The sequence below is a fragment of the Chryseobacterium cupriresistens genome (genome assembly GCF_046614675.1).
Lineage (GTDB): Bacteria > Bacteroidota > Bacteroidia > Flavobacteriales > Weeksellaceae > Chryseobacterium > Chryseobacterium cupriresistens.
In genome coordinates, this window is sequence record NZ_JBKKJT010000008.1 from 142,373 (window position 1) to 163,518 (window position 21,146).

Genomic DNA, 21,146 nt, shown 5'->3' on the forward strand with positions numbered 1-21,146 from the left:
GGCTAACCTTTGATTTTTTAAAATTTATATCCTATTGATACTCTCCAGTTACGCGGAGCATTGTAGATCCAGGCATATTCTCCTCCATCACCTCTATATCCGCTGTAAAGCTTTCTGTTAAGAACATTGTTCAACATAAAGTTAATATCGAATTTTTTAGCAACATAAGAAACGCCGAAGTTGGTATCAAAATAATCAGGAAGACTCTGATCTTTTGTGGCACTTACCCCATACCAGGATTGTCTTCCTCCCTGATATTGATATCCTGCAGAAATACCGAAACCATTTAAAACACCATTCTGGAATCTATAGTTGATCCAGGTATTCTGAACATTTTTTGCATTTCCTGGAGACTGAACTCCAATTCTTGCAGGATCTGTGTCTTTAACGGTTTTAGCGTCTGTATAAGCATAGTTGATGATAAGATTCAGACCTTTGATGATCTCTCCTTTGATATCGGTTTCAAAACCTCTTGCTCTTTGCTCGCCTGTAGCAACTTGAAACGCAACTCCATCGTTTTCATTGGCATTTCCTGCTACAAGAATATTTTGTCTTCGGATTTCGTAAACCGCAAAAGTGGTATTCCATTTTCCACCGAACCAGTCTTTTTTAAGTCCGAATTCAATATTCTGGCCTCTGAAGGGATCTGTAATTTTGGTTTTGTTAATTCCTGTTCCGGATTGGGGTACAAAAGTCTTATCATAAATTCCGTACGCTGAGAAGTTTTCATTGATAGAGTAACTCACCCCAACTCTTGGAGTAAACTCACCCGCTGTATCTGGTACAACAGGTGTTCCCGGGCTCAGATTAGGATATGCAGAATAGGTTTTACCGCTGGTATACCTTCCTGCCAATGTTAATCTCAGTTTATTGTCAAACATTTCAATCTGGTCCTGAGCATAATAAGATGTATATTTTACGCCCTGATCATTATAAAACGGAGCAGAAGTGTTTAATGTATAAAAATCAGAAGACGGAAGTTGAGAAGGATCTACACCATAATTCACATTATAAATGTTAATAGGAAATAATAAGGTTTCTTTACCATCTACAATTTTCGAATAGGATGAAAAGTCAGCATTGTATTTTCTGTCTCCGTAATCGAATCCTGCGATTATTTTATGAACAATATTTCCTGTATTAAGCTTTCCTCTAACATAGGTCTGGAAAATGTGATTTTTTCCTTTTGCCTGCCAGTTGCTTAAAGTTCTGTTGAAAACATTCTTATTGTTCGCATCAAAAGTTCCCCACCAAGAACCTCCGTCGTAATTCAGATCCATATAAGCATACTGTGTGCTCCAAACCCAGTCTTTGAAAAGCTTCTGGTCTAAACTTAAGAATAAACTCTGGTCTTTTACTTCAGTTTTCTTGAAGTTCGGATCATTAAAGTTGGTATGTACATTCAGTGAAGCGTATCCGTCGTTTGACATCAGATAAGCTCCAGGCTGGTTGAATTTTAAGTATTGATAGTTATACTGAGCCGTAAATGTAGTGCTCTTTGTAGGTCTGAAAGTAATGGAAGGTGCAACAATGATTTTGCTTGTTTTATCATTTTCTACCCAGGAATTGTTGGAGCTTCCCATTAAATTGATACGGTAGTCTAAAACCCCGTCTTTTACAAAAACTCCATCCAGATCAGCTTCTCCTCTGAAAAGATTATAGCTTCCCGTTGTGAAACGCACACTGTTGGCAAACTTTCCTGTAGGTTTTTTAGTCACTACATTATAAAATCCAGCAGGATCTCCCATAGAACCCATAAATCCGGCAGGACCTTTTACAAACTCTATTCTGTCTATGATAGATGCGTCAGGATTGATGGGTCCCCAAGTAGAAGAAACATTCATCCCGTTCATGAAAGTAGCAATACCTGCTCCTCTCATGAAAACATTGGAATATACATTATCCCAGTGTTCTACTTTTCTTGCCCCACTTACGTTACGGACAATTCCTTCAGACATATTTAGAGTCATCTGATCAGCAAGAACCTGTGAACTTACAGACTGTACATTTTGTGGCAGCTCAAGAATAGGGGTCTGAATTCTCAGTGAACCTGAAACCTCATTCAGCTTGTACTTCTGATAATATCTTCCGTTAACAACTACTTCTTCAATATCATTGGATTTGATGGTGTCTTTTTTTTGTGCAGAAACCAACATTGTTCCCAGTGCGGAAGCACAGATCAGTACATTTTTCATGAAAATCAAATTTTCTGCAAATATATTATTTTTAACTGTTCTAAATAAATAATAATATTGATATTTATCATAAAATTATTATATAATGAATAACAAAAAACCGCTCTGGCCAATGCCAGAGCGGTTTTTAGATGATATTATTAAATTTTTCTTACGCTGGAATTTCTCCTTTATATAAGAAAGAAATAATTTCTTTGTTTAATTTATCGATCATTTCACTGAATAAGTGGAAAGATTCCTGCTTATAGATTACCAATGGATCTTTCTGCTCATACACAGCTCCCTGTGATGATCTTCTTAAGTCGTCCATTTCACGAAGGTGAAGCTTCCAGTTTTCATCGATAATCGATAAAGTGATATTCTTTTCAAAATCATTCACTAAACTTTCACACTGAGTATCATATGCTTCTTTAAGATCAGCTACAATAGTCATTGTTTTGTGTCCGTCTGTGAAAGGAACCTGGATCATTTTGAACATTGAACCTTGATTTTGGTATACATTCTCAATGATAGGGAATGATTTTTCTTTCAACAGATTCAGCTTCATTCTATAATCCTCCTGAGCTGCTTTGAATAAAATATTGGTCAGATCCTGAACATTCTTATTATTAAAATCATTTTGTGAAACCGGAGATTCCATCGTAAATGTTTTAATGATTTCATATTCAAAATCTTTATAATTTCCTGAAGCTTTCCCTTTCGCAACGATAGAATTAGCTACATCAAAAATCATATTGGTGATGTCATACTTCAAGTGGTCTCCGAAAAGAGCATTCTTTCTTCTTTTATAGATTACGTCACGCTGTTTATTCATTACGTCATCATACTCAAGAAGTCTTTTTCTTGTTCCGAAGTTATTTTCTTCCACTTTCTTCTGAGCTCTTTCAATAGACTTACTGATCATAGAGTGCTGAATTACTTCTCCCTCTTTGTGACCCATTCTGTCCATCATTTTAGCAATTCTTTCAGAACCGAACAAACGCATTAAGTTATCTTCAAGAGACACATAGAACTGAGAACTTCCCGGATCTCCCTGACGTCCCGCTCTACCTCTCAACTGTCTGTCAACACGTCTTGAATCGTGTCTTTCCGTACCGATAATCGCTAAACCTCCTGCATCTTTTACTTCCTTAGAAAGCTTGATATCCGTACCACGACCTGCCATGTTGGTTGCAATGGTTACAACTCCCGGCTGTCCTGCTCCAGCTACAATTTCCGCTTCTTTTTTGTGAAGCTTCGCGTTCAATACCTGGTGTGGGATCTTTCTTAGCTGAAGTGCTTTTGATAGTAATTGAGAAATTTCAACAGAAGTCGTACCTACCAATACCGGTCTTTTCTGTGCTGTTAATTTTTCAATTTCTTCGATTACAGCATTATATTTTTCTCTGTTGGTTTTGAAAACCAAGTCTTGTTTGTCATGTCTTAAAATAGGACGGTTGGTAGGAATTACCACAACGTCTAATTTATAGATTTCCCAAAGCTCTCCAGCTTCGGTTTCAGCAGTACCTGTCATCCCCGCAAGCTTGTTGTACATACGGAAATAGTTCTGAAGCGTAATGGTTGCAAAAGTTTGAGTAGCTGCTTCAATTTTTACATTCTCTTTCGCTTCAATTGCCTGGTGAAGACCGTCTGAGTAACGACGTCCCTCCATGATACGTCCTGTCTGCTCATCAACGATTTTTACTTCACCATCAATCACCACATACTCATCATCTTTTTCAAATAATGTGTAAGCTTTCAATAGCTGGCTCATGGTGTGAACACGCTCAGATTTTTCAGCAAATTCAGCAAAAAGTTTTTCTTTAGCTTCGAACTCTTCTTCTTTAGAAAGGTTATTAGCTTCTACTTCAGCAATCTCAGTTCCGATATCAGGAAGTACGAAGAAGTTAGGATCAGAGTTACCCTGAGACATGTATTCAACACCTTTGTCTGTAAGGTCTACCTGATTGTTTTTCTCCTCGATTACGAAGTAAAGATCTTTATCTACGATCGGCATATCACGGTTGTTGTCCTGCATGTATTGCGCCTCAACTTTCTGAAGCAATGCTCTGTTTCCGCTTTCCGATAAGAATTTGATTAATTGTCTGTTTTTTGGAAGACCTCTGTATGCCTGAAGTAATTTGAATCCACCTTCTTTTGTATTTCCTGCAGCGATTAATTTCTTCGCTTCATTGAAAATAGCAGAAACGGTTTTCTTTTGTACTTCAACAATTCTGTCGATAGAAGGCTTAAGAACATCAAACTCCTGTCTGTCTCCCTGAGGAACCGGACCTGAAATGATCAATGGTGTTCTGGCATCGTCTACCAATACAGAGTCCACCTCATCCACGATAGCAAAGTTCAGTTCTCTTTGTACCAGTTCTGAAGGTGATGTCACCATGTTGTCTCTCAGATAATCGAAACCGAATTCGTTATTCGTTCCATAGGTAATATCCGAGTTGTATGCTTTTCTTCTTCCATCAGAGTTCGGCTGGTGGTTATCGATACAATCGATAGACATGCCGTGGAACTGATAAAGAGGACCCATCCATGCCGAGTCTCTTTTTGCAAGATAATCGTTCACGGTTACAACGTGTACCCCTCTTTCAGGAAGTGAATTTAAATAAATAGGTAATGTTCCTACCAAAGTTTTACCTTCACCGGTTGCCATTTCGGCAATTTTACCACTGTGAAGAATAATCCCTCCGATAAACTGAACATCATAGTGGACCATATCCCAAACTACAGGAGTTCCGGCAGCGTCCCATGAGTTTTTCCAAACAGCTGTGTCTCCCTCAATACTAACGAAATCTTTCCCTGCAGCAGCCAGTTCTCTGTCCCAGTCACTAGCCGTTACACGGATTTCTCCATTCTGAGCCCATCTTCTTGCCGTTTCTTTGATCAATGCAAAAGCTTCGGGAAGAATCTGAACCAGAACTTTTTCTTCAATTTCGTAAGATTCTTTCTTTAAAGACTCAATTTTTGAGAAAAGAGCTTCTTTCTCATCAACGTTGGTTGAATTTTTTATCTGCTCTTTTATCTGTTCTATTTGAGCGGTGATCTTGCTGGTTGCAGATTTTATATTCTCTTTAAACTCAGCCGTCTTTTGTCTCAACCCATCATCCGACAATTGTTGGATATTAGGTTCTACAGCTCTGATTTTTGTTACAACTTTTTTTACTTCTTTTAGGTCCTGCGCTTTTTTGTCTCCCAAAAACCCTTTAAGAACTTTGTTTAAAAAACTCATAAATTTTTTGCTTTATGCTTAATGCAAAATGCTTTAAGCGTTTTAAATAACACTTATCGTGTAAATTATATATAAAAAGGGCAAAAAAGCTCTAAGCACGCAGCCTAAAGCTTATCGCTTTATTAATATTCGTCCTCGTTCCAAAGGAAATCCTCGTCAGTAGGATAGTCACTCCATACTTCTTCGATAGATTCATAAATTTCTCCTTCGTCCTCAATGGCCTGAAGGTTTTCTACTACTTCCATTGGTGCACCAGTTCTGATTGCGTAGTCAATAAGCTCTGCTTTTGTCATTGGCCAAGGTGCGTCACTTAGATATGAAGCTAATTCTAATGTCCAGTACATAATTTTCTAATTTTTTGCAAAAGTATAAAAATAGGTTGTATAATAAACTTTTTTATACTTGATTTTCAATTCTTTTTATAATATTTTCTTATAAATGGCTGTCACAAACTAACTGGCAGCTATGTCAGCCATTTACTTATTGTCGTTTTCTCAAAAACCATTCCACAAATTTTTTTATGCCATTTTGGAAGTCTGTGGCCGGATTATACCTTATCAAATCCTTTGCTTTTGTAATATCGGCATTCGTTTTTGTGACATCTCCCGGCTGCATTGGCAGAATTTTTTTGATGGCAGATTTTCCCAATGTCTTTTCAATAGTAGTCACCATTGCAGACAAAGTGATTACCTGGTTTTCACCCAGATTCACAATTTCATAAATTCCTGAATTGTTTTCCAGATAAAGAATAGATTTGGTAATTCCATCAATGATATCATCTATATAAGTGTAGTCTCTGGCAGTATTTCCGTCACCATAGAAAGGAATTTCCTGATTTTCCGAAATAAGCTTTGTGAACTTGTGTATGGCAAGGTCAGGTCTCTGTCTTGGTCCATATACTGTAAAAAATCTGAGCTGGATCATATCTATATGGTATAGATTATGGTAAACATGTCCTATAATTTCTCCGCTTTTCTTGGTAGCAGCATAAGGAGAGATAGGATTGTCTACATTATCTGTTTCCGCAAAGGGAATTTTCTCATTGTTTCCATAAACACTTGATGAAGATGCACAGATGAATTTTTTAATATGGAAATCCTTACACAGTTCCCAAAGATTCATAGTACCTCGTACATTCACTTCCTCGTACTCCAGAGGACGTTCAATAGAAGGGCGAACACCGGCAAGTGCAGCAAGATGGATCACCATGTCAATATGATGATTCTTAAAGATGTTTTCAAGGCCTTTTAGGTCCCTGATATCCTGCCAATAGAGGGAATATTGGTCTGAATGGGTGAGGGAAACCAAACGAGGAATATCCGTCTCTTTATCCGAGAACTCAAAATCCGAATTTTTACCGATTGACTCCAAAGTATTTTTAATTTTTACCTGATAGTCATAGAAATTATCAAAATTGTCAATGTTTATGACAGAATGTCCATTTCTTAATAATCGTTCAACTAAATGGGAACCGATGAACCCACTACCGCCTGTTACAAGATAAACCATTTGTATTTTTTATGATTACAAAAATATAAATTTTACTTTTTGAAAAATATAATCATTAAATTTACTTAAAAAAGTAATATAAATATAATATGCAGTTTCAAGGGCAAATTTTAAAGATGACAAGCTACGATGCTAAGCCAATCCAATACTACCTCAATCTTTCCGGGGATCTGATCCACATGAATGAGCTGTTTGGAAAGGAGTTAAGCATAAAACATACAGGATTCCAGTGCGTAAATTGTGGTGAAAATAAACCGATTTACAGAATGGGATTCTGCAAAAACTGTTTTTTTGAAAGCCCTTATGCAAGCGATACCATTATCCGCCCGGAACTTTCTACAGCACATTTAGATATTGCAGAACGCGATCTTGAGATCGAAAAACAAATTCAGCTGCAGCCACACACTGTTTATCTGGCCTATACAGGAGATGTAAAAGTAGGAGTAACCAGAAATACACAGATTCCTACAAGATGGATTGATCAGGGTGCAACTTTTGCATTGCCTATCGCAAGAACAGAGAACCGTTACGAAGCAGGAATGATAGAAGTAGCTTTAAAAGAACATCTGGCAGATAAAACCAATTGGAGAAAGATGCTGCAGGATGATTTTGAAGGAGAAGTAGACCTTGCCGATTTCCGACAAAAGATAAAAGAATATTTTCCTGACGATTTCCAGAAATTTTACAGTGATGGTGAAGAGCTGTGGATGTTTGATTATCCTTTTGAAAAACCTGAAAAAGTTTCTTCATTTACTTTGGATAAAAAGCCTGAATTTACAGGAAGGCTTACCGGAATTAAAGGACAGTATCTGGGATTTGAAGGAGGGAACTTTATCAATGTAAGAGGACATGAGGGATATGTGATCGAACTCGAAATAAAGAACTAATATTAAATGATAGCCTTAACTTAGATGCAGATATCTTAAGCTAAGGCTATTTAAAAATGAATTTTCTCAGTGGGCATAATAATTTACCCCGCATTCAAGGAATTTTTTGAAATCCTCTTTAGGCATATATCCTGAAACAGGCGTGTTGATTACTTTACCATCAGGAGTAATTAAAACATAGTGAGGCTGAGAGTTGTTGTTAAAGTTCACCTGCTGGAATAAACTCCATCGGTCCCCAATTGTTTTTACCTTCTTGATCTGTCCGTCTCCCAGGTCAATTTTGGTTTTCTGATCCTCAGGAAGTTCTTCTTTGTCGTCTACATAGAGAGAAGCCAGTACTACATCGTTCTGAAGAATTGGTAAGATATCCGGTTCGCTCCATACAAATTCCTCCATTTTTCTACAGTTTTCACAACCGTATCCTGTAAAGTCGATCAGGATGGGTTTGTCCTCTTTTTTGGCCAGTTCCACAGCTTTGAAGAAGTCGTGCTCCGGATGCATTCCTAAAATTCCATCTTTTTCATCATGGAAATAGCTCACATTCAGCGGAGGTAAAATTCCGCTTAATAACTGAAGTTTAGGACGGTCAGACGGGATTAACCCCTGAACAAGGTAAATCACAAACCCAATTCCCAATACTCCCAATATCTTCCTTGTTATGGAGATTTTAGGCTTTTTATCATCATGCGGGAATCTGATGAATCCTAATAAGTATAAAGCCAATCCTAAGGCGATAATAATCCAGATGGCAATGAATAGCTCTCTTTTTAAGAAGAATGTTTTGGAAACAAGATCTGCTTTAGATAAGAATTTCAATGCCAATGCCAGTTCTACGAATCCTAAAACAACTTTTACCGTATTCATCCATCCTCCGGATTTCGGAAGGCTCTGTAATGCCTGCGGAAATAATGCCAGCAGTCCAAAAATAATTGCCCATGCCAGCCCGAATCCTGCCAGCGCAAATGTCAGCAGCATAGGAACATTGGATGAACCTGTTACTGCACTTCCCAGTAAACTTCCTAAAATAGGTCCTGTACATGAGAAAGAAACGATCACCAGGGTTAATGCCATGAAGAAAATACCGATAATTCCTCCTGCTTCTTCCGCTTTGGAAGATTTGTTGGCAATAGAACTTGGCAGTGTAATATCATAATACCCGAAGAAACTTCCGGCAAAGAAGATGAATATGATGAAAAATGCAATATTCAACCATACACTTGTGGAAATTTCATTGAAGATATTTCCGGCAATTCCGTCAATAATATGGAAAGGGATACTTAGTAAAACAAAGATCAGAAGAATGAAAAACCCATAAATAAGAGCATCTCTTTTTCCTTTGGCTTTGTTTTTACTTCCTTTGGTAAAGAAAGAAACCGTCAATGGAATCATCGGGAACACGCATGGCGTAAGCAAAGCGATTAATCCTCCGATAAATCCAAGGAATAGATACGTCCAGTAATTTTCATCCACTTTGGTAGACGCTGTACCGCAATCTGTCAATGGCTTTTTGAAATCGATGGTGGCAATTTTGAGCTGCTTTGGATCCAGTTTTGAAGTTTCAGTGATCGTAGCTTCAGTTTTTGCAGGATTTTCAGTAACCGTCTCAGTTATTTTTACAGAGTCTTTTGCAGGGCCTGCGGTTTCCTCGGCTGCAGTCTCTTCCGCTGTTTCTTTTGGAGTAACTTTTTGATTGAATTCTAATGTATTGGGAGCCAGACAAACTCTGTCATCACAAGTCTGATACGTGATCTCAGAAGTGACATCTGCAGGTTTTGCCGGATCTTTTAATTTAAATTTCTGCTTAAATCCGGCAGAATTGGAATAAAAAACAATAGTACCTCCGAATGCTTCAGAAAATTCTTCATGTTTTTTCCCGACTTCGGTAAATTTTCCAATCAACTCAATATTCTTTCCTGTCACTTTATACTCCGTCGGAATTCCGGTATCTTCCGGTAAATCTTTAGAGTAAATATGCCATCCGCTTTCCATGGTAGTATTCAATACGGCTTCATATTGATTGTTCCCCAGATCGTTGATGGTGAATTTAAACTTTACAGGATTTTTTATCTGCGCATTAATTCCTGTCGCTAAAAATAGTAGAATTAATAAAAACCAATTTCTGAATTTCATAGTACTAATCTAATTTGAATTACTGGTACTTAATAACTGGTACTGATGCCCAGGGAAAGGCCGGCGCTCTCAGGAACAAATCTGCAAACACCGCCTACACAAAGCAATCCTCCTCTTTGTCTGCCATAAGAAGCCTGAATTCTTGTACTGTTTTTTCTAAAAACCAGGCCTCCGGTATAATAGTGCATTTGCTTTTCTTTATCAGAATTTCCGTAATTGTAAAGGTCATTGGCAAAAATCGACCAGTTTTTGTTAAAATTATATTCGAAAAGACCGGCAGCCCAATTTCCATGGTAACCGTTTGCCCATTGATGCTGCAGTTCCAGTTTCATAGAACTTTTGGAAAATCTGTAAATGTTATCCAGAATAAGGGTCTGTGCTTTTACTTCTCCACTTGTTTCTTCGACTCTGTAGGTGTTGTAGTACTGGTTAATAAATACCAGGGCAACCTTCCATTTATCCTTCAGCCTGGTTCTGATATCAAGACTTTGGTCTGAGTAATATTTTTCTCCTAAAGCAAGAAAATCCGTTTTATAGTCACGGATATCATTAATGTATGATCTGTAGGTTCCCTTTAATCCATACCAGTTTGAAATATTCAGAGAAAGATCAGTTCCGTATTTTCCACCCAATAGTGTTCCCTTTTTTATCTTATAAAAGATGTCTAGCTGGGAACCTATTTCCCCGGATTTCTTTTGAGGAAGAAATGACAGCCTTGGTTGTGCCTGATAAACATAAATATTGGCCAGGCTATAGTCATATTGTTTGGTGAGTGAGGGGATATAATTCAGTACGGAATTATGATAAATATTTCCGATTTGGTCTCGTTGTGAATAAAAATTAAAGTTTTCCAGTCTTCTTAGTCCCGCAATGATTCCGAACCGGTCTGTAGCATAGGAAAGGTTAAGCAGAAAAGCATTGCCTGAAAATATATTATTCGGATCCAATACGTTTACCTGCTTGATATTGTCCTTGGTTTTGTAAAGGTATTCCAATTCCATTGCGAAATTTGAATATTCCATTTTCATTCTGGACGAATAGATACTTACGTTTTTAGGGAATTTGCTGTTTTCCTTATTGTCCTCATATTTATTGACATAGCTGAATCCGATACTGGTATGAAGGTCTTTTGCCTTTATCATATTGTCCAGTTTCAGTTCGCTATCCAGTCCTGTTATTAATCCGTCTGAAAGATTAAATCCTAACCTCTGTTTACCTATTAATGCTTTCATGATGACGGTTTGGCTGGGATCTGTATATTTTATTTTTCCTCCCAGCAGGGAATTTGCAATCCCAAGCTGTTTGTCTTCCCATACACGTAAAGCTAAACCGCTGCCGAACTGCTCATAAAAATGCCCTAATGTGACATCTACTCCCGCCTTTTCGTTATTATAATTAACAAAATAAGTTCCCAGGTTGGTTTTATTCAAAGCCGGTGAGTAATTGAGCAAGGCTTTTGGTTCATAAGCTTCAAGCTGTACCCCTGCTGTGAATTTGTTTAATTTATAGCTGATATTCAGGTAGTTGTTTGATCTTAGCCTTTGTTCTTTTTCGGTTTCGGAGAGTTTTACTTTGCTGTCATCAATATAATATTGTGAATTGGATTCAAGATTTACAGATAACTGGCTAAAAAGACGAATGCTGGTTAATAGAGCAGTTCCATAAATTATTTTTTTTCGCATAATTAATTGCTGGTATTGTATTCTTTAATCTTTTTGATCAGTTCATCTTCATCTCCGGGAGAGTAGCCCACATGAGAATATACCACTTTACCTTTATGGATGAGTATGGTGTGGGGGATACTGTTGATATTCAATGCTCTCTTAAGAGTCTGGTTAGAGTCCAGTAATACCGTGTAGGGCCACCCTTTGCTTTTGACAAGGGTTTTCACTTTTGAAACTGTACGGGCATCATCTGTAGCAGCTGCCAGCAGGGTAAACTTGCTTTCCTTCTTCCAATCTTCGTATTTGTCATTAATAGCAGTAAGTTCCTCCATGCAGGGAAGGCACCAGGTGGCCCAAAAGCTGACAATAACAGGATTGGAGGAATCTATTTTGGAAAAATCGATCCTGTCACCCGATATAGTATTTAAAGAGACATTAGGGATGTCCTGGGCATAAAAAAAGCTTAAGCAAAAAATAAAAAGCCCTGAAAAAGTCATTTTCATCATAAATATTATTTTTAATAATTAAACAAATATTATTTTGCTAATATATAATTAATTGTGTAATTTTAATGCGAAGTTCATATTAAAATAAAGAAAATTTTGATTTTATCAAAATTTTAATGTTTAAATTTTAAACTCATTTATTAACAACTCCATATAAAATTTTAGTTTTTATTTAAACCTATTAAAAAATTCAACAAACAATGAAAAAAAAGTTATTATTTCTAAATTGTGTGATTTTATTCTTTTTGGTATTGTCTTCCTGTAGGGGGTCTGCGAGTGATGAGGGAGATACTGTTGCAACTTATATTACCATTTCTTCAGAAGGTGGTAACGAAAAATTACTGGGAAAAAGCTTTACTTTCAGAATAAAGGATAATCTCAATAATGACATTACGGCAGAAAGTGAAATTTTTGTCAATAACCAGCTGATAAACGGAAATCTCTATACGCCTGTAGAGAAAGGAGCTTATACTATTAGTGCCCGATACAGAAACCTCCCTGCAAATCCTATATCTGTAAATGCTGTCATCAATGACGGAGTCAACTTTAAACATAGAATTTTATATGAAGATTTTACCGGCACATGGTGTGGAAACTGTACCCGTGCAGGGGCCAGAGCTAAAAATCTGAAATTGCAGACCGATGATGGTTTTGTCTTTATCGGAATTCATGGCCCTAGTGGGCAGGATCCATGGTCGAATGCCGTAAGTGCTGAGGTAGAGCAGTTTAAAAATGTAACCGGGGTGGATCTGGGCTGGCCCACAATGTTCATTAACAGAAATACGATGTGGGATGACAGTGAAAATTATACAGATATGTCTTTACCGCTGTCTCAGTTAAAAGCCTTCAGTAAAATAGGGATAAGAATAGGCTCTGATATATCTGGCAATACTCTGAATGTTGATGCCCGGATTTCTTTTGCCCAAGCCTTTTTAGGACTTAAGCTGGCTGCGTTTATAGTAGAAGACGAGCTGGTGGGTAAACAAAAGAATTATGTTCCTGCTTTGGGGCCACCTACAATTTATGATTATGTACACCATAATGTTTTACGGGCTAAACTGACTTCATCTGTTGCAGGAGAAAATATTCCGGATTCCCAGACAGAAATTTCCAATGAATACTCCCGGTCATTTCAATACTCTATTCCTTCAGATTACCATCGTGATCATCTTAAAATTATCGTGATGGTAATGGATGGTAATGGAACCGTACTGAATGTGAGAGAAGAAAAGATAGGCATAACCAACACCTATGAATTTTTATAAAACTATTATTTACTAATCTTAAATTTTAAAACAAATGAAAAAGATTTTATTTTCAGTGCTTATCCTGATATTCGGGATACACTATTCACAGACTTATTACAGTCAGGATTTTAATACTGGTGGGCTCAACGGATGGGTGAGTACAGATATCGACGGTGATGGGAAACAATGGTTTTATGGAAGTGCTTCCAATATATATCCCAATCTCGGCTCGGGAAGTATGGCTTCATATTCGAAACAGGCACTTACTCCCAATAACCTGATTACTTCTCCATTAATAGACTTAAGTGCTGTTACTGCTTCTAATGCATATCTGATCTATAATTTGGCAACAGATTCTAACAAGCCAAACGAAAAGTATTCAGTATATGTTACAACAACCAACGCTTCAGGAGCTATTACCGCTTCCACACCTGTGTATACAGAAACGGTGGCAGCAGGTGGGGTTCAGTCCAGAGTTATCAATGTAAGTTCCTTTATCGGGCAGCAAGTCTATATTTCTTTCAGACATTATGATTGCACAAATCAGTATTATCTTATTTTGGATAATATCCGGGTCAAGAGTCTTGCAGATTATGATGTAAGTCTTAAAAATGTCTCTTTGAGCCGTTACGGATTGACAAATACAGATTATTTTATCAAAGCAACTGTAAAAAATAATGGAGCACAAACTATTAATAATATCACCCTAAACTGGAATGATGGTGCAGACCATTCTGCTGTAATAGCATTACCTACGCCTTTAGCTCCTGATGATGAAAAAATAATTATGCATTCGGTTGCTGTAAATTACTCTTCCTTAGTAGAAAAGAATATTAATGTATCTGTTACAGGGGTCAATGGCTTTCCGGATTCTACTCCTGCAGACAATACACTTTCAGTCTTATTTAATACTGTTAGCCAGAATTCGCCTAAAAAAGTAGTGATTGAAGAAGGTACGGGAACATGGTGTGGTTATTGCCCGAGAGGAGCTGTTGCAATGCATAATGCTGAAAATAGTTTTCCTAATGATTTTATAGGAATTGCAGTACATAATAATGATCCTATGACTTTGGCTGAATATAATACAGGAGCAAATTTTAATAGCTTTCCAGGAATGAATGTAGACAGAAGTCTTCTGAGACAGGGTGTTAGTTCTGATTTCTCTGAGTTTATTAGTGCGAGGAAATCACTGATTGTTCCTGTTGCACTAAATGCAACATCTTCCCTGGCAGGAAGAATTTTAACATTCAATGCATCTGCTGTTTTCAGAACCAACTTTGCCAATGCTAGCCTCAGATTCGCTGCTGTAGTTATTGAAGATGAAGTAAAAGGTACTACTTCGGGCTATAACCAGGCAAATTACTATGCAGGGAGCACTACATCTATGGGTGGATATGAAAGTAAACCCAACCCGGTGCCTGCTGCGGATATGGTTTATGATCATGTGGGCAGAATGCTGTTGGGAGGATATGCCGGGCAGGCAGGATCTATACCTTCCACACTAACTGACGGTCAGATTGTAAACTATACATTTACAGCAGATGTTCCAACTGCATATAACCTGGATAAAATAAAAGTTGCTTTGCTTTTATTGGATGGTACAACCGGCGAAATTGTTAATGCAGCAGGGCCATTTGCCATAAACACAACACTAGGGGTTCATGCTGCTGAAAAGACAAATAATGAACATATGTTATATCCTAACCCTGCAAAAGACTATTTCAAAATTGACGGAAAAGGAAAGGCAGACATTAAAATTTTTGATGTCAGTGGAAGAACAATTCTTGAAAAAGAAAATGCAGAGCCTAATACTCCGATTTCTGTACACAATTTTGTAAAAGGAACTTATCTGGTTTCTATTAAAGAAAAAGATGCGGAACCGGTTATTAAAAAGTTAATTATTAAGTAATTTCTCACAATCCGGGAAGCTTGCTATATAGCTTCCTGGTTTTATAAATTAAAAATTATGAAAAATATTAATTACTACATGATATTTCTGTCTTTTCTTATCTCTTTTTATGGGAAAGCGCAGCTTAGTCTAGCAAGAGAAGATGAGACACCAATAAATGACGGAAGTGTTATTACTTATAACACTGTAGATGAAAATCTGGCAACCTTACACTATAAAATTAAAAATAACTCTGCTGTTCCGATTAATGTTCGTGCAAAAGTTATGAATATTATCAATGCTGACGGAAGTAGTTTTCAATTCTGTTACCAGAATACATGTCTGCCATTTATAATTTTAGGAGCAGTTTATCCCGGAAATTCCAAACCGGCAATCAATATTCCTGCAAATTCTGAAGTTTCAAGTGGGTATACTATGTGGAATGCAGATACAGGTTCCGGAACATTCCCAATTGACTATATAATAAAATATTATCTGGTGGATGATTTTAATAATGAATACGGAATGCCAGTAACATTTACTTACAGATATAATCCTAATGCAACATTAGCAGTACATGATATGGCAAAAGGTAAGTTGTCTTTTGCTGAAATTGATGCAACCCGCGTTAAGAATGTGATTAGTGTAATTTCCAAAGAAGATATATCCTATGTCTTATATACCGCTGACGGGCGAACTGCGTTGGCTGGAAACCTTAAGAATGGAAAAAATGTTATAGATGTTTCTCATCTGCAGCAGGGAAATTATATTGTTTTTTTTAAGAACAGACGAGGAGAAGCTGCGTCAAAAAAAATAGTAAAAGAATAATTAATTACTACAATAAACGAATGTTGTTTTTATTGACAAAAGACTATCTCAATTGAGATGGTCTTTTGCTGTTTTTAGAATGAAATATTTTCCTTTTTAAAGTGATAAATCATATTAATTTTATTATTACAAAGTGTAAACAAGTAAAAATTGCACTTAATAATCTTATATTTAAACTTACATTTAACAAGATCAGGATATGAATAGGTGGATTAAAAATTTACTCATAGGTTTCGGAGTTCTGGCAGGAATTCTTCTTGCCGCGAATTTCGGTTTAAATATTTGGCTCAAAACCCAGCTTCCGGAATATATAAAAAAGAATACTGACTATCAGGTTTCCTACAAAACCCTAGATGTGGATTTAGGAACCGGAAATATTTTTGCTACTGGAATTTCAGTTAATAGTAAAGATCCGCAAAATACAGACGTTATTGGTTTGCAGGGAACTATTGATACCTTGAAAATAAGCCGTTTCGGAATTTATGATGCTGTTTTTAATAAAAGAATCAGCTCGTCAGACCTTTTGCTGGCTAAACCTAATTTGAATGTCATTCTTGCTAAACCTGTCGACCGCAAGACCGGAAAGAAAAGAAATCCGGTTTCATTTGAAAATATAAGAATTAACGAAGGTAAAATTGCTGTTTTCAGGCATACAAAGCAGAAATTTCTATCTGTACAACAACTGGATCTGTTTGTAGAAAATTTACAGATGACAGAAGAATCTGTAGAAAATAAACTACCCGTCGTTTTTGACAAATACAGCATCAAAGGAGAAAAATTCTTTCTTCGTCCTGATGATACGTATGCGGTTACCATCAGTAGTATCAATACAAGTAACGGGCAGATGGCTGTTGAGAATTTCAGATTGACTCCGCTGCTCTCCTTTGCTCAGTTTAAAAAGTTTTATCCTAAAAAGGCTCGATTATTTGAATTTGCAGTTCCCAAAATGGATTTTACGGATGTTATTTTAAACAAAAATAAAGTTTCACTTACGAATGCAGAATTCCGGAATCCTGTTCTGACAGTCTATAATACAGGAGTAAAGACTAAGAAAGCTGAAAAAAAATCAAATTTTGAAGTTGATTTAAAAAATATAAAGCTGGATAATGCCATAGTAAAGATCACAAAACCGGATGGAAATAATCTTCTGTCAGTAGGGAATCTTAGTGTAAATATCAATCAGCTGATGTTTAATAAAGAAACTTCTGAACAGGTTATTCCGATAGGTTACAAAGATTTTACCATTGCCGGAAAGGATATTGAATACTCCAATGCTCAGAATATTACAATGCGAAGTCTTGCGCTGAAGCCTGCAAACGGTGAAGTCAGGGATGTCGTACTGACACCAGGGCATCCTGCAGAGAGAAAAGCAACAGTAGTGTTAAAAACAGATCATATTGCTTTTAATATCAATAAACTGGAATTCATTGACAAAAAGCTGAATGTTGATATCAAGGATCTTCTTGTAGAAAATGTAAACGGAACCTTTAAAGCAGGTGAAAAACCAGCCAGTAAATCTCCTGAGCCTGGTATTATTAAATCACTTATTATAAGAAAAACATCTTTAAAAAATTCAAACATTACTTATGATAAAGGAAAACAGCCCTTGACTTTCCACGATCTTAATGCAACGGTAAATAATATTGAATTATCACCTAAACCCAATCAGCCGGGAATGTCCTTCAAAGTGAAAGATTATTATATTACCACCAGAAACCTCGCTTATAAAACTCAGTTTTACAACATGAGCCTTGGGCTTCTTAAGCTGAATAAAAATAAGGTGCAGATTAACAATTTTGCCATGAAACCTCTCGTTTCAAGAGCGCAGTTTATCAAAATGATACCTGTTGAGAGAGATCTCTATGATATAAAAGCCGGACAAATTACCGCAGAAGGAGAATGGGATCTGTTTTCTCATAATAAAATGATACATGCTTCACAGGTAGGCATTGAGTCTGCAAATGCCAATATTTTCAGAAGTAAAATTCCTAAGGACGATCCAAAAATAAAAGCATTATATTCTAAAATGCTGCGTTCCATTAAGATTCCGATGACCATTCATAACCTGGATCTGAAAAACTCTGTCCTAGTCTACGAAGAAGATACTCCCGAAAGTATGGGACCGGGAAAATTGGCCTTTAGCAACTTTAATATGAACGTTAAAAACCTGAATTCAGCTAAAATTAAAGGAAAATCAACAAAAGTAGATATTAACATCAATTGTTCTTTCATGAACCTGTCACCACTTTCTGTCAACTGGAACTTTGATGTTGCAGATCATAATGATAGATTTGCAATTTCCGGAAAAACAACCGGTCTTCCGGCAAATGGAATCAATCCTTTTATCAGGCCTTACCTTCATGTGACAGCTACTGCAGGAACTATTCAGGAAATGCTTTTTAATTTCAAAGGAAATCCTGCGGGATTGCACGGAACCTTTAATCTTAAACATAAAGACTTAAAAATTGCCGTATTAAATAAGAATAATCATGAGAAGAAAGGTTTTCTGACTGTTGTTGCCAATGTTTTTCTGAGATCGGATTCAGGGCGCTTTCCGGAAGCCGTTACTGTAGAAAATGTGGAACGTGACCCCACAAAGTCTTTCTTTAATCTCTTCTGGAGAGGAATAGAGCAGGGATTGAAGAAAACCCTGATTGGTAAAAATGTTGAAAAAACAGAAAAGAAAGTCAAAGAAGCAGTTTCTTCTGTAAAGGATATGAAACAATCGGTAAAAGAAATAAAACAGGAAATAAAAAATAAAAAAGAAACTCCCAGTGCGGAAGGAGAGAAAAAAGAAAAGAAAGGCTTCCTGAATAATGTGTTCAGAAAAAAGGGAAAAACTGAAGAATAATTCTTTAAACCATTAAGACAGATCCTTTGGCTGCCAGTCATAACCACTGTACAGTTTTTAATTGAAAACAACCTTAATGGTTTAAAAAATTAATATGTGATTGAGTTGTTAAAAATTGAATTCATCACTTTCCTGAATAGGGATATCTCTTAAAAACTTATCAAATTCTTCACCTGGATAATTGCTGTCTGCACCATAGGAATCTATAATCATCCCACGATTTCCTGCATTGTCCTTCACTACATACAGTACGGCGTTATCATCAGGATTGCTGTCTCCCTCGAAGCGATAAGTTTTTAAAATGACCAGTTCAGAGGGTTGATACACTTTCTCAGAATTTTCAAACTTCATTTCACATTTTTCGTTCATTCTGAACTCTCTGTGTATTCCTCGTTCAGAAAGCGTTTTCATCACTTGGCTCAAGGTTGTCATTCTGTCAATGTTTTCTGGATTTTCCATAATAATATTTTTATTTTTAAGTACAATAATTAAACCATTGCTATCTTAAATATAAGAAAAATAGCAGATTGTAATTTTTCTAAAAATAAAGTTGAATGTTAACAAAATTTATAATTAAAAAAAATAAAATAGGTATGCTTTTTGCAATGGTATCAATAATAAATCAGAGAAAATATGAAAAAAGAAGTTGGAGTTTTACTGGCAGGAGGAGTTGGTCTTTTGGCAGTATTGAGTTTAATAAGCATTAAAAAAATTTTGACTAAAAAAGATAAAAAATATAGTGATTCCTATTCGGACTATCACAGACACTTTGATGAAAAAAATAATGATGATGAAACTCATGGAGTAGAATTATTCGCGCTGAAGTAGTAAAAAAATATATTTAATTATGTTTAAATCCAACGCTTTTGAAAGTGTTGGATTTTTTTGTGGAAAACTTTAATGTTAAAACTCATTATTTTATAAAAATTCCATTCTAATTTTACACCGGAATGCAAAACGAAAATTTCATAAAAGGTCAGGGAGCTCAGCGAAACGTTGTCAATCGTTTCGACAGGTATACCTATGAACCAGAAGATGAAGATTTCGAAACCGTAAAGACTTCTTTTACGGAAGTATTTCCCAAAAGCATTGTCAATCAGGTTAAAAGTGAAGACCTTCCAATGGAATATTCGATGAATCCTTATCAGGGATGCGAACATGGCTGTTCTTACTGCTTTGCAAGGCCAACCCACGAATACTGGGGTTATAGTGCCGGGGTTGATTTTGAAAGAAAAATCATGGTAAAGAAAAATGCCCCTGAGTTGCTGGAGAAATTTTTTCAGAAAAGAGGATACAAAGCTGCCCCGATTCTATTGTCCGGAAACACCGACTGCTATCAGCCGGCGGAAAGACAATTTGAAATTACCAGAAAATTACTGCAGGTATGTCTTGATTACAGACATCCTGTCAATATTCTGACAAAAAATGCGCTTGTGTTAAGAGATCTTGATATTTTAAAACCTATGGCAGAACAAAAACTGGTGTCAGTTTCTCTAAGCATTCCAACCATCAACGAAGAATTGAGACGAAAGATGGAGCCGAGAACGAGTTCTGCAAAAAATAAATTAAAAGCAGTGGAAATCCTTTCCCAAAACAATATTCCCGTACATGTTATGGTAGCGCCCATTATCCCGGGACTCAATAGTGATGAACCTTTAAATATATTGAAAGCCATTTCGGATGCCGGTGCTTTAGGTTTCGGATATACTTTGGTACGCTTAAATGATACCGTAGAACCTGTTTTTGTTAACTGGATTGAAGCTCATTTTCCGGACAGGGTACAAAAAGTTCTAAATCTCATCAGATCCATGCGGGGTGGAAAACTTGGAGATAAAAGATATTTTGAAAGACAAAAAGGAGAGGGAAATATTGCAGAAATGATTCATACCACCTTTAAGATCGGCAGAAAGAAGTTTTTTGAAGGCAAAGAATTTCCAAAGCTTTCAACATCCAACTTCACGGGAACCCGCGACCAGCAGCTTAGATTGTTTGATTAAGCTTATTTTATATATAGTATAAACTTGTTGCTATTTCTTCAAACCCGCCCACACTCCAACCCTCCAACTCTCGAACTTTATTAGGAGCTATTTCCTGCTATCCATTCATACTCCTCGCGCCCACGCACTCCAACGCTGTCACCCTGAGCGAAGCCGAAGAGCCCCCCACCCTCTAACCCAAGCTGCGGGGTAACCATTTCTATCAGGGCTAGGGTAGG

15 protein-coding genes are annotated in these 21,146 nt (G+C 36.7%); 7 read left to right on the plus strand and 8 right to left on the minus strand.

What is annotated here, in order from left to right:
* Window positions 1-17 precede the first annotated feature (17 nt).
* The 4 genes from ACLI50_RS19015 to ACLI50_RS19030 all read right to left on the minus strand — a co-directional run bounded on the left by ACLI50_RS19015 (window position 18) and on the right by ACLI50_RS19030 (window position 6,930).
* On the minus strand, window positions 18-2,195 hold the full coding sequence (locus tag ACLI50_RS19015; RefSeq protein ID WP_343641212.1) for a TonB-dependent siderophore receptor: 2,178 nt from the start codon (window positions 2,193-2,195) through the stop codon (window positions 18-20).
* 151 nt (window positions 2,196-2,346) lie between these two features.
* A complete protein-coding gene (gene secA, locus ACLI50_RS19020) occupies window positions 2,347-5,421 on the minus strand; it encodes a preprotein translocase subunit SecA (RefSeq protein ID WP_411414422.1) in 3,075 nt (1,024 codons plus the stop codon).
* A 122-nt stretch (window positions 5,422-5,543) separates the two neighbouring features.
* On the minus strand, window positions 5,544-5,765 hold the full coding sequence (locus tag ACLI50_RS19025) for a DUF2795 domain-containing protein (RefSeq protein ID WP_002662059.1): 222 nt from the start codon (window positions 5,763-5,765) through the stop codon (window positions 5,544-5,546).
* Window positions 5,766-5,901: 136 nt separating this feature from the next.
* The gene (locus ACLI50_RS19030; RefSeq protein ID WP_202842339.1) at window positions 5,902-6,930 is read right to left on the minus strand and encodes a GDP-mannose 4,6-dehydratase; all 1,029 of its coding nucleotides are present in this window, start codon (window positions 6,928-6,930) and stop codon (window positions 5,902-5,904) included.
* 89 nt (window positions 6,931-7,019) lie between these two features.
* Between ACLI50_RS19030 and ACLI50_RS19035 the strand changes: the two genes are divergently transcribed.
* The gene (locus tag ACLI50_RS19035) at window positions 7,020-7,817 is read left to right on the plus strand and encodes a DUF2797 domain-containing protein (RefSeq protein ID WP_137904604.1); all 798 of its coding nucleotides are present in this window, start codon (window positions 7,020-7,022) and stop codon (window positions 7,815-7,817) included.
* A 66-nt stretch (window positions 7,818-7,883) separates the two neighbouring features.
* Here ACLI50_RS19035 and ACLI50_RS19040 read toward each other — a convergent pair whose 3' ends face one another.
* From ACLI50_RS19040 to ACLI50_RS19050, 3 genes are read right to left on the minus strand one after another with little or no spacing between them, the layout of a single operon-like run.
* The gene (locus tag ACLI50_RS19040) at window positions 7,884-9,947 is read right to left on the minus strand and encodes a protein-disulfide reductase DsbD family protein (protein WP_411414423.1); all 2,064 of its coding nucleotides are present in this window, start codon (window positions 9,945-9,947) and stop codon (window positions 7,884-7,886) included.
* A 29-nt stretch (window positions 9,948-9,976) separates the two neighbouring features.
* Window positions 9,977-11,629, minus strand: coding sequence for a DUF6029 family protein (locus ACLI50_RS19045; protein ID WP_202842345.1), 1,653 nt, complete (start codon window positions 11,627-11,629; stop codon window positions 9,977-9,979).
* A 2-nt stretch (window positions 11,630-11,631) separates the two neighbouring features.
* The gene (locus ACLI50_RS19050) at window positions 11,632-12,117 is read right to left on the minus strand and encodes a TlpA family protein disulfide reductase (protein WP_238349677.1); all 486 of its coding nucleotides are present in this window, start codon (window positions 12,115-12,117) and stop codon (window positions 11,632-11,634) included.
* A 200-nt stretch (window positions 12,118-12,317) separates the two neighbouring features.
* Between ACLI50_RS19050 and ACLI50_RS19055 the strand changes: the two genes are divergently transcribed.
* The 4 genes from ACLI50_RS19055 to ACLI50_RS19070 all read left to right on the plus strand — a co-directional run bounded on the left by ACLI50_RS19055 (window position 12,318) and on the right by ACLI50_RS19070 (window position 18,931).
* Window positions 12,318-13,382, plus strand: a complete 1,065-nt coding sequence (locus tag ACLI50_RS19055; protein WP_411414424.1) for an Omp28-related outer membrane protein — start codon at window positions 12,318-12,320, stop codon at window positions 13,380-13,382.
* Window positions 13,383-13,416: 34 nt separating this feature from the next.
* The gene (locus ACLI50_RS19060; RefSeq protein ID WP_411414425.1) at window positions 13,417-15,273 is read left to right on the plus strand and encodes a T9SS type A sorting domain-containing protein; all 1,857 of its coding nucleotides are present in this window, start codon (window positions 13,417-13,419) and stop codon (window positions 15,271-15,273) included.
* Between the two features lie 57 nt (window positions 15,274-15,330).
* Window positions 15,331-16,080 carry a T9SS type A sorting domain-containing protein gene (locus tag ACLI50_RS19065; protein WP_202842352.1) on the plus strand — a complete coding sequence of 250 codons (750 nt, stop codon included), beginning with the start codon at window positions 15,331-15,333 and terminating at the stop codon, window positions 16,078-16,080.
* 199 nt (window positions 16,081-16,279) lie between these two features.
* The gene (locus ACLI50_RS19070; RefSeq protein ID WP_395972009.1) at window positions 16,280-18,931 is read left to right on the plus strand and encodes an AsmA family protein; all 2,652 of its coding nucleotides are present in this window, start codon (window positions 16,280-16,282) and stop codon (window positions 18,929-18,931) included.
* A 108-nt stretch (window positions 18,932-19,039) separates the two neighbouring features.
* Here ACLI50_RS19070 and ACLI50_RS19075 read toward each other — a convergent pair whose 3' ends face one another.
* On the minus strand, window positions 19,040-19,390 hold the full coding sequence (locus tag ACLI50_RS19075) for a hypothetical protein (RefSeq protein WP_110011835.1): 351 nt from the start codon (window positions 19,388-19,390) through the stop codon (window positions 19,040-19,042).
* Between the two features lie 174 nt (window positions 19,391-19,564).
* On the opposite strand from ACLI50_RS19075, the gene ACLI50_RS19080 reads away from it, so the two are divergent.
* Window positions 19,565-19,759, plus strand: a complete 195-nt coding sequence (locus ACLI50_RS19080) for a hypothetical protein (protein ID WP_047426218.1) — start codon at window positions 19,565-19,567, stop codon at window positions 19,757-19,759.
* Between the two features lie 122 nt (window positions 19,760-19,881).
* Window positions 19,882-20,928: a PA0069 family radical SAM protein gene (locus ACLI50_RS19085; protein WP_202842355.1), complete on the plus strand. Its 1,047-nt coding sequence runs from the start codon at window positions 19,882-19,884 to the stop codon at window positions 20,926-20,928.
* The last annotated feature ends 218 nt before the right edge of the window (window positions 20,929-21,146 follow it).

Excerpts from the sequence above, each read along its gene's own strand:
- ACLI50_RS19015 (WP_343641212.1), bottom strand. The coding sequence starts at position 2,195 with ATGAAAAATGTACTGATCTGTGCTTCCGCACTGGGAACAATGTTGGTT.
- secA (WP_411414422.1), bottom strand. The coding sequence starts at position 5,421 with ATGAGTTTTTTAAACAAAGTTCTTAAAGGGTTTTTGGGAGACAAAAAA.
- ACLI50_RS19025 (WP_002662059.1), bottom strand. The coding sequence starts at position 5,765 with ATGTACTGGACATTAGAATTAGCTTCATATCTAAGTGACGCACCTTGG.
- ACLI50_RS19030 (WP_202842339.1), bottom strand. The coding sequence starts at position 6,930 with ATGGTTTATCTTGTAACAGGCGGTAGTGGGTTCATCGGTTCCCATTTA.
- ACLI50_RS19035 (WP_137904604.1), top strand. The coding sequence starts at position 7,020 with ATGCAGTTTCAAGGGCAAATTTTAAAGATGACAAGCTACGATGCTAAG.
- ACLI50_RS19040 (WP_411414423.1), bottom strand. The coding sequence starts at position 9,947 with ATGAAATTCAGAAATTGGTTTTTATTAATTCTACTATTTTTAGCGACA.
- ACLI50_RS19045 (WP_202842345.1), bottom strand. The coding sequence starts at position 11,629 with ATGCGAAAAAAAATAATTTATGGAACTGCTCTATTAACCAGCATTCGT.
- ACLI50_RS19050 (WP_238349677.1), bottom strand. The coding sequence starts at position 12,117 with ATGATGAAAATGACTTTTTCAGGGCTTTTTATTTTTTGCTTAAGCTTT.
- ACLI50_RS19055 (WP_411414424.1), top strand. The coding sequence starts at position 12,318 with ATGAAAAAAAAGTTATTATTTCTAAATTGTGTGATTTTATTCTTTTTG.
- ACLI50_RS19060 (WP_411414425.1), top strand. The coding sequence starts at position 13,417 with ATGAAAAAGATTTTATTTTCAGTGCTTATCCTGATATTCGGGATACAC.
- ACLI50_RS19065 (WP_202842352.1), top strand. The coding sequence starts at position 15,331 with ATGAAAAATATTAATTACTACATGATATTTCTGTCTTTTCTTATCTCT.
- ACLI50_RS19070 (WP_395972009.1), top strand. The coding sequence starts at position 16,280 with ATGAATAGGTGGATTAAAAATTTACTCATAGGTTTCGGAGTTCTGGCA.
- ACLI50_RS19075 (WP_110011835.1), bottom strand. The coding sequence starts at position 19,390 with ATGGAAAATCCAGAAAACATTGACAGAATGACAACCTTGAGCCAAGTG.
- ACLI50_RS19080 (WP_047426218.1), top strand. The coding sequence starts at position 19,565 with ATGAAAAAAGAAGTTGGAGTTTTACTGGCAGGAGGAGTTGGTCTTTTG.
- ACLI50_RS19085 (WP_202842355.1), top strand. The coding sequence starts at position 19,882 with ATGCAAAACGAAAATTTCATAAAAGGTCAGGGAGCTCAGCGAAACGTT.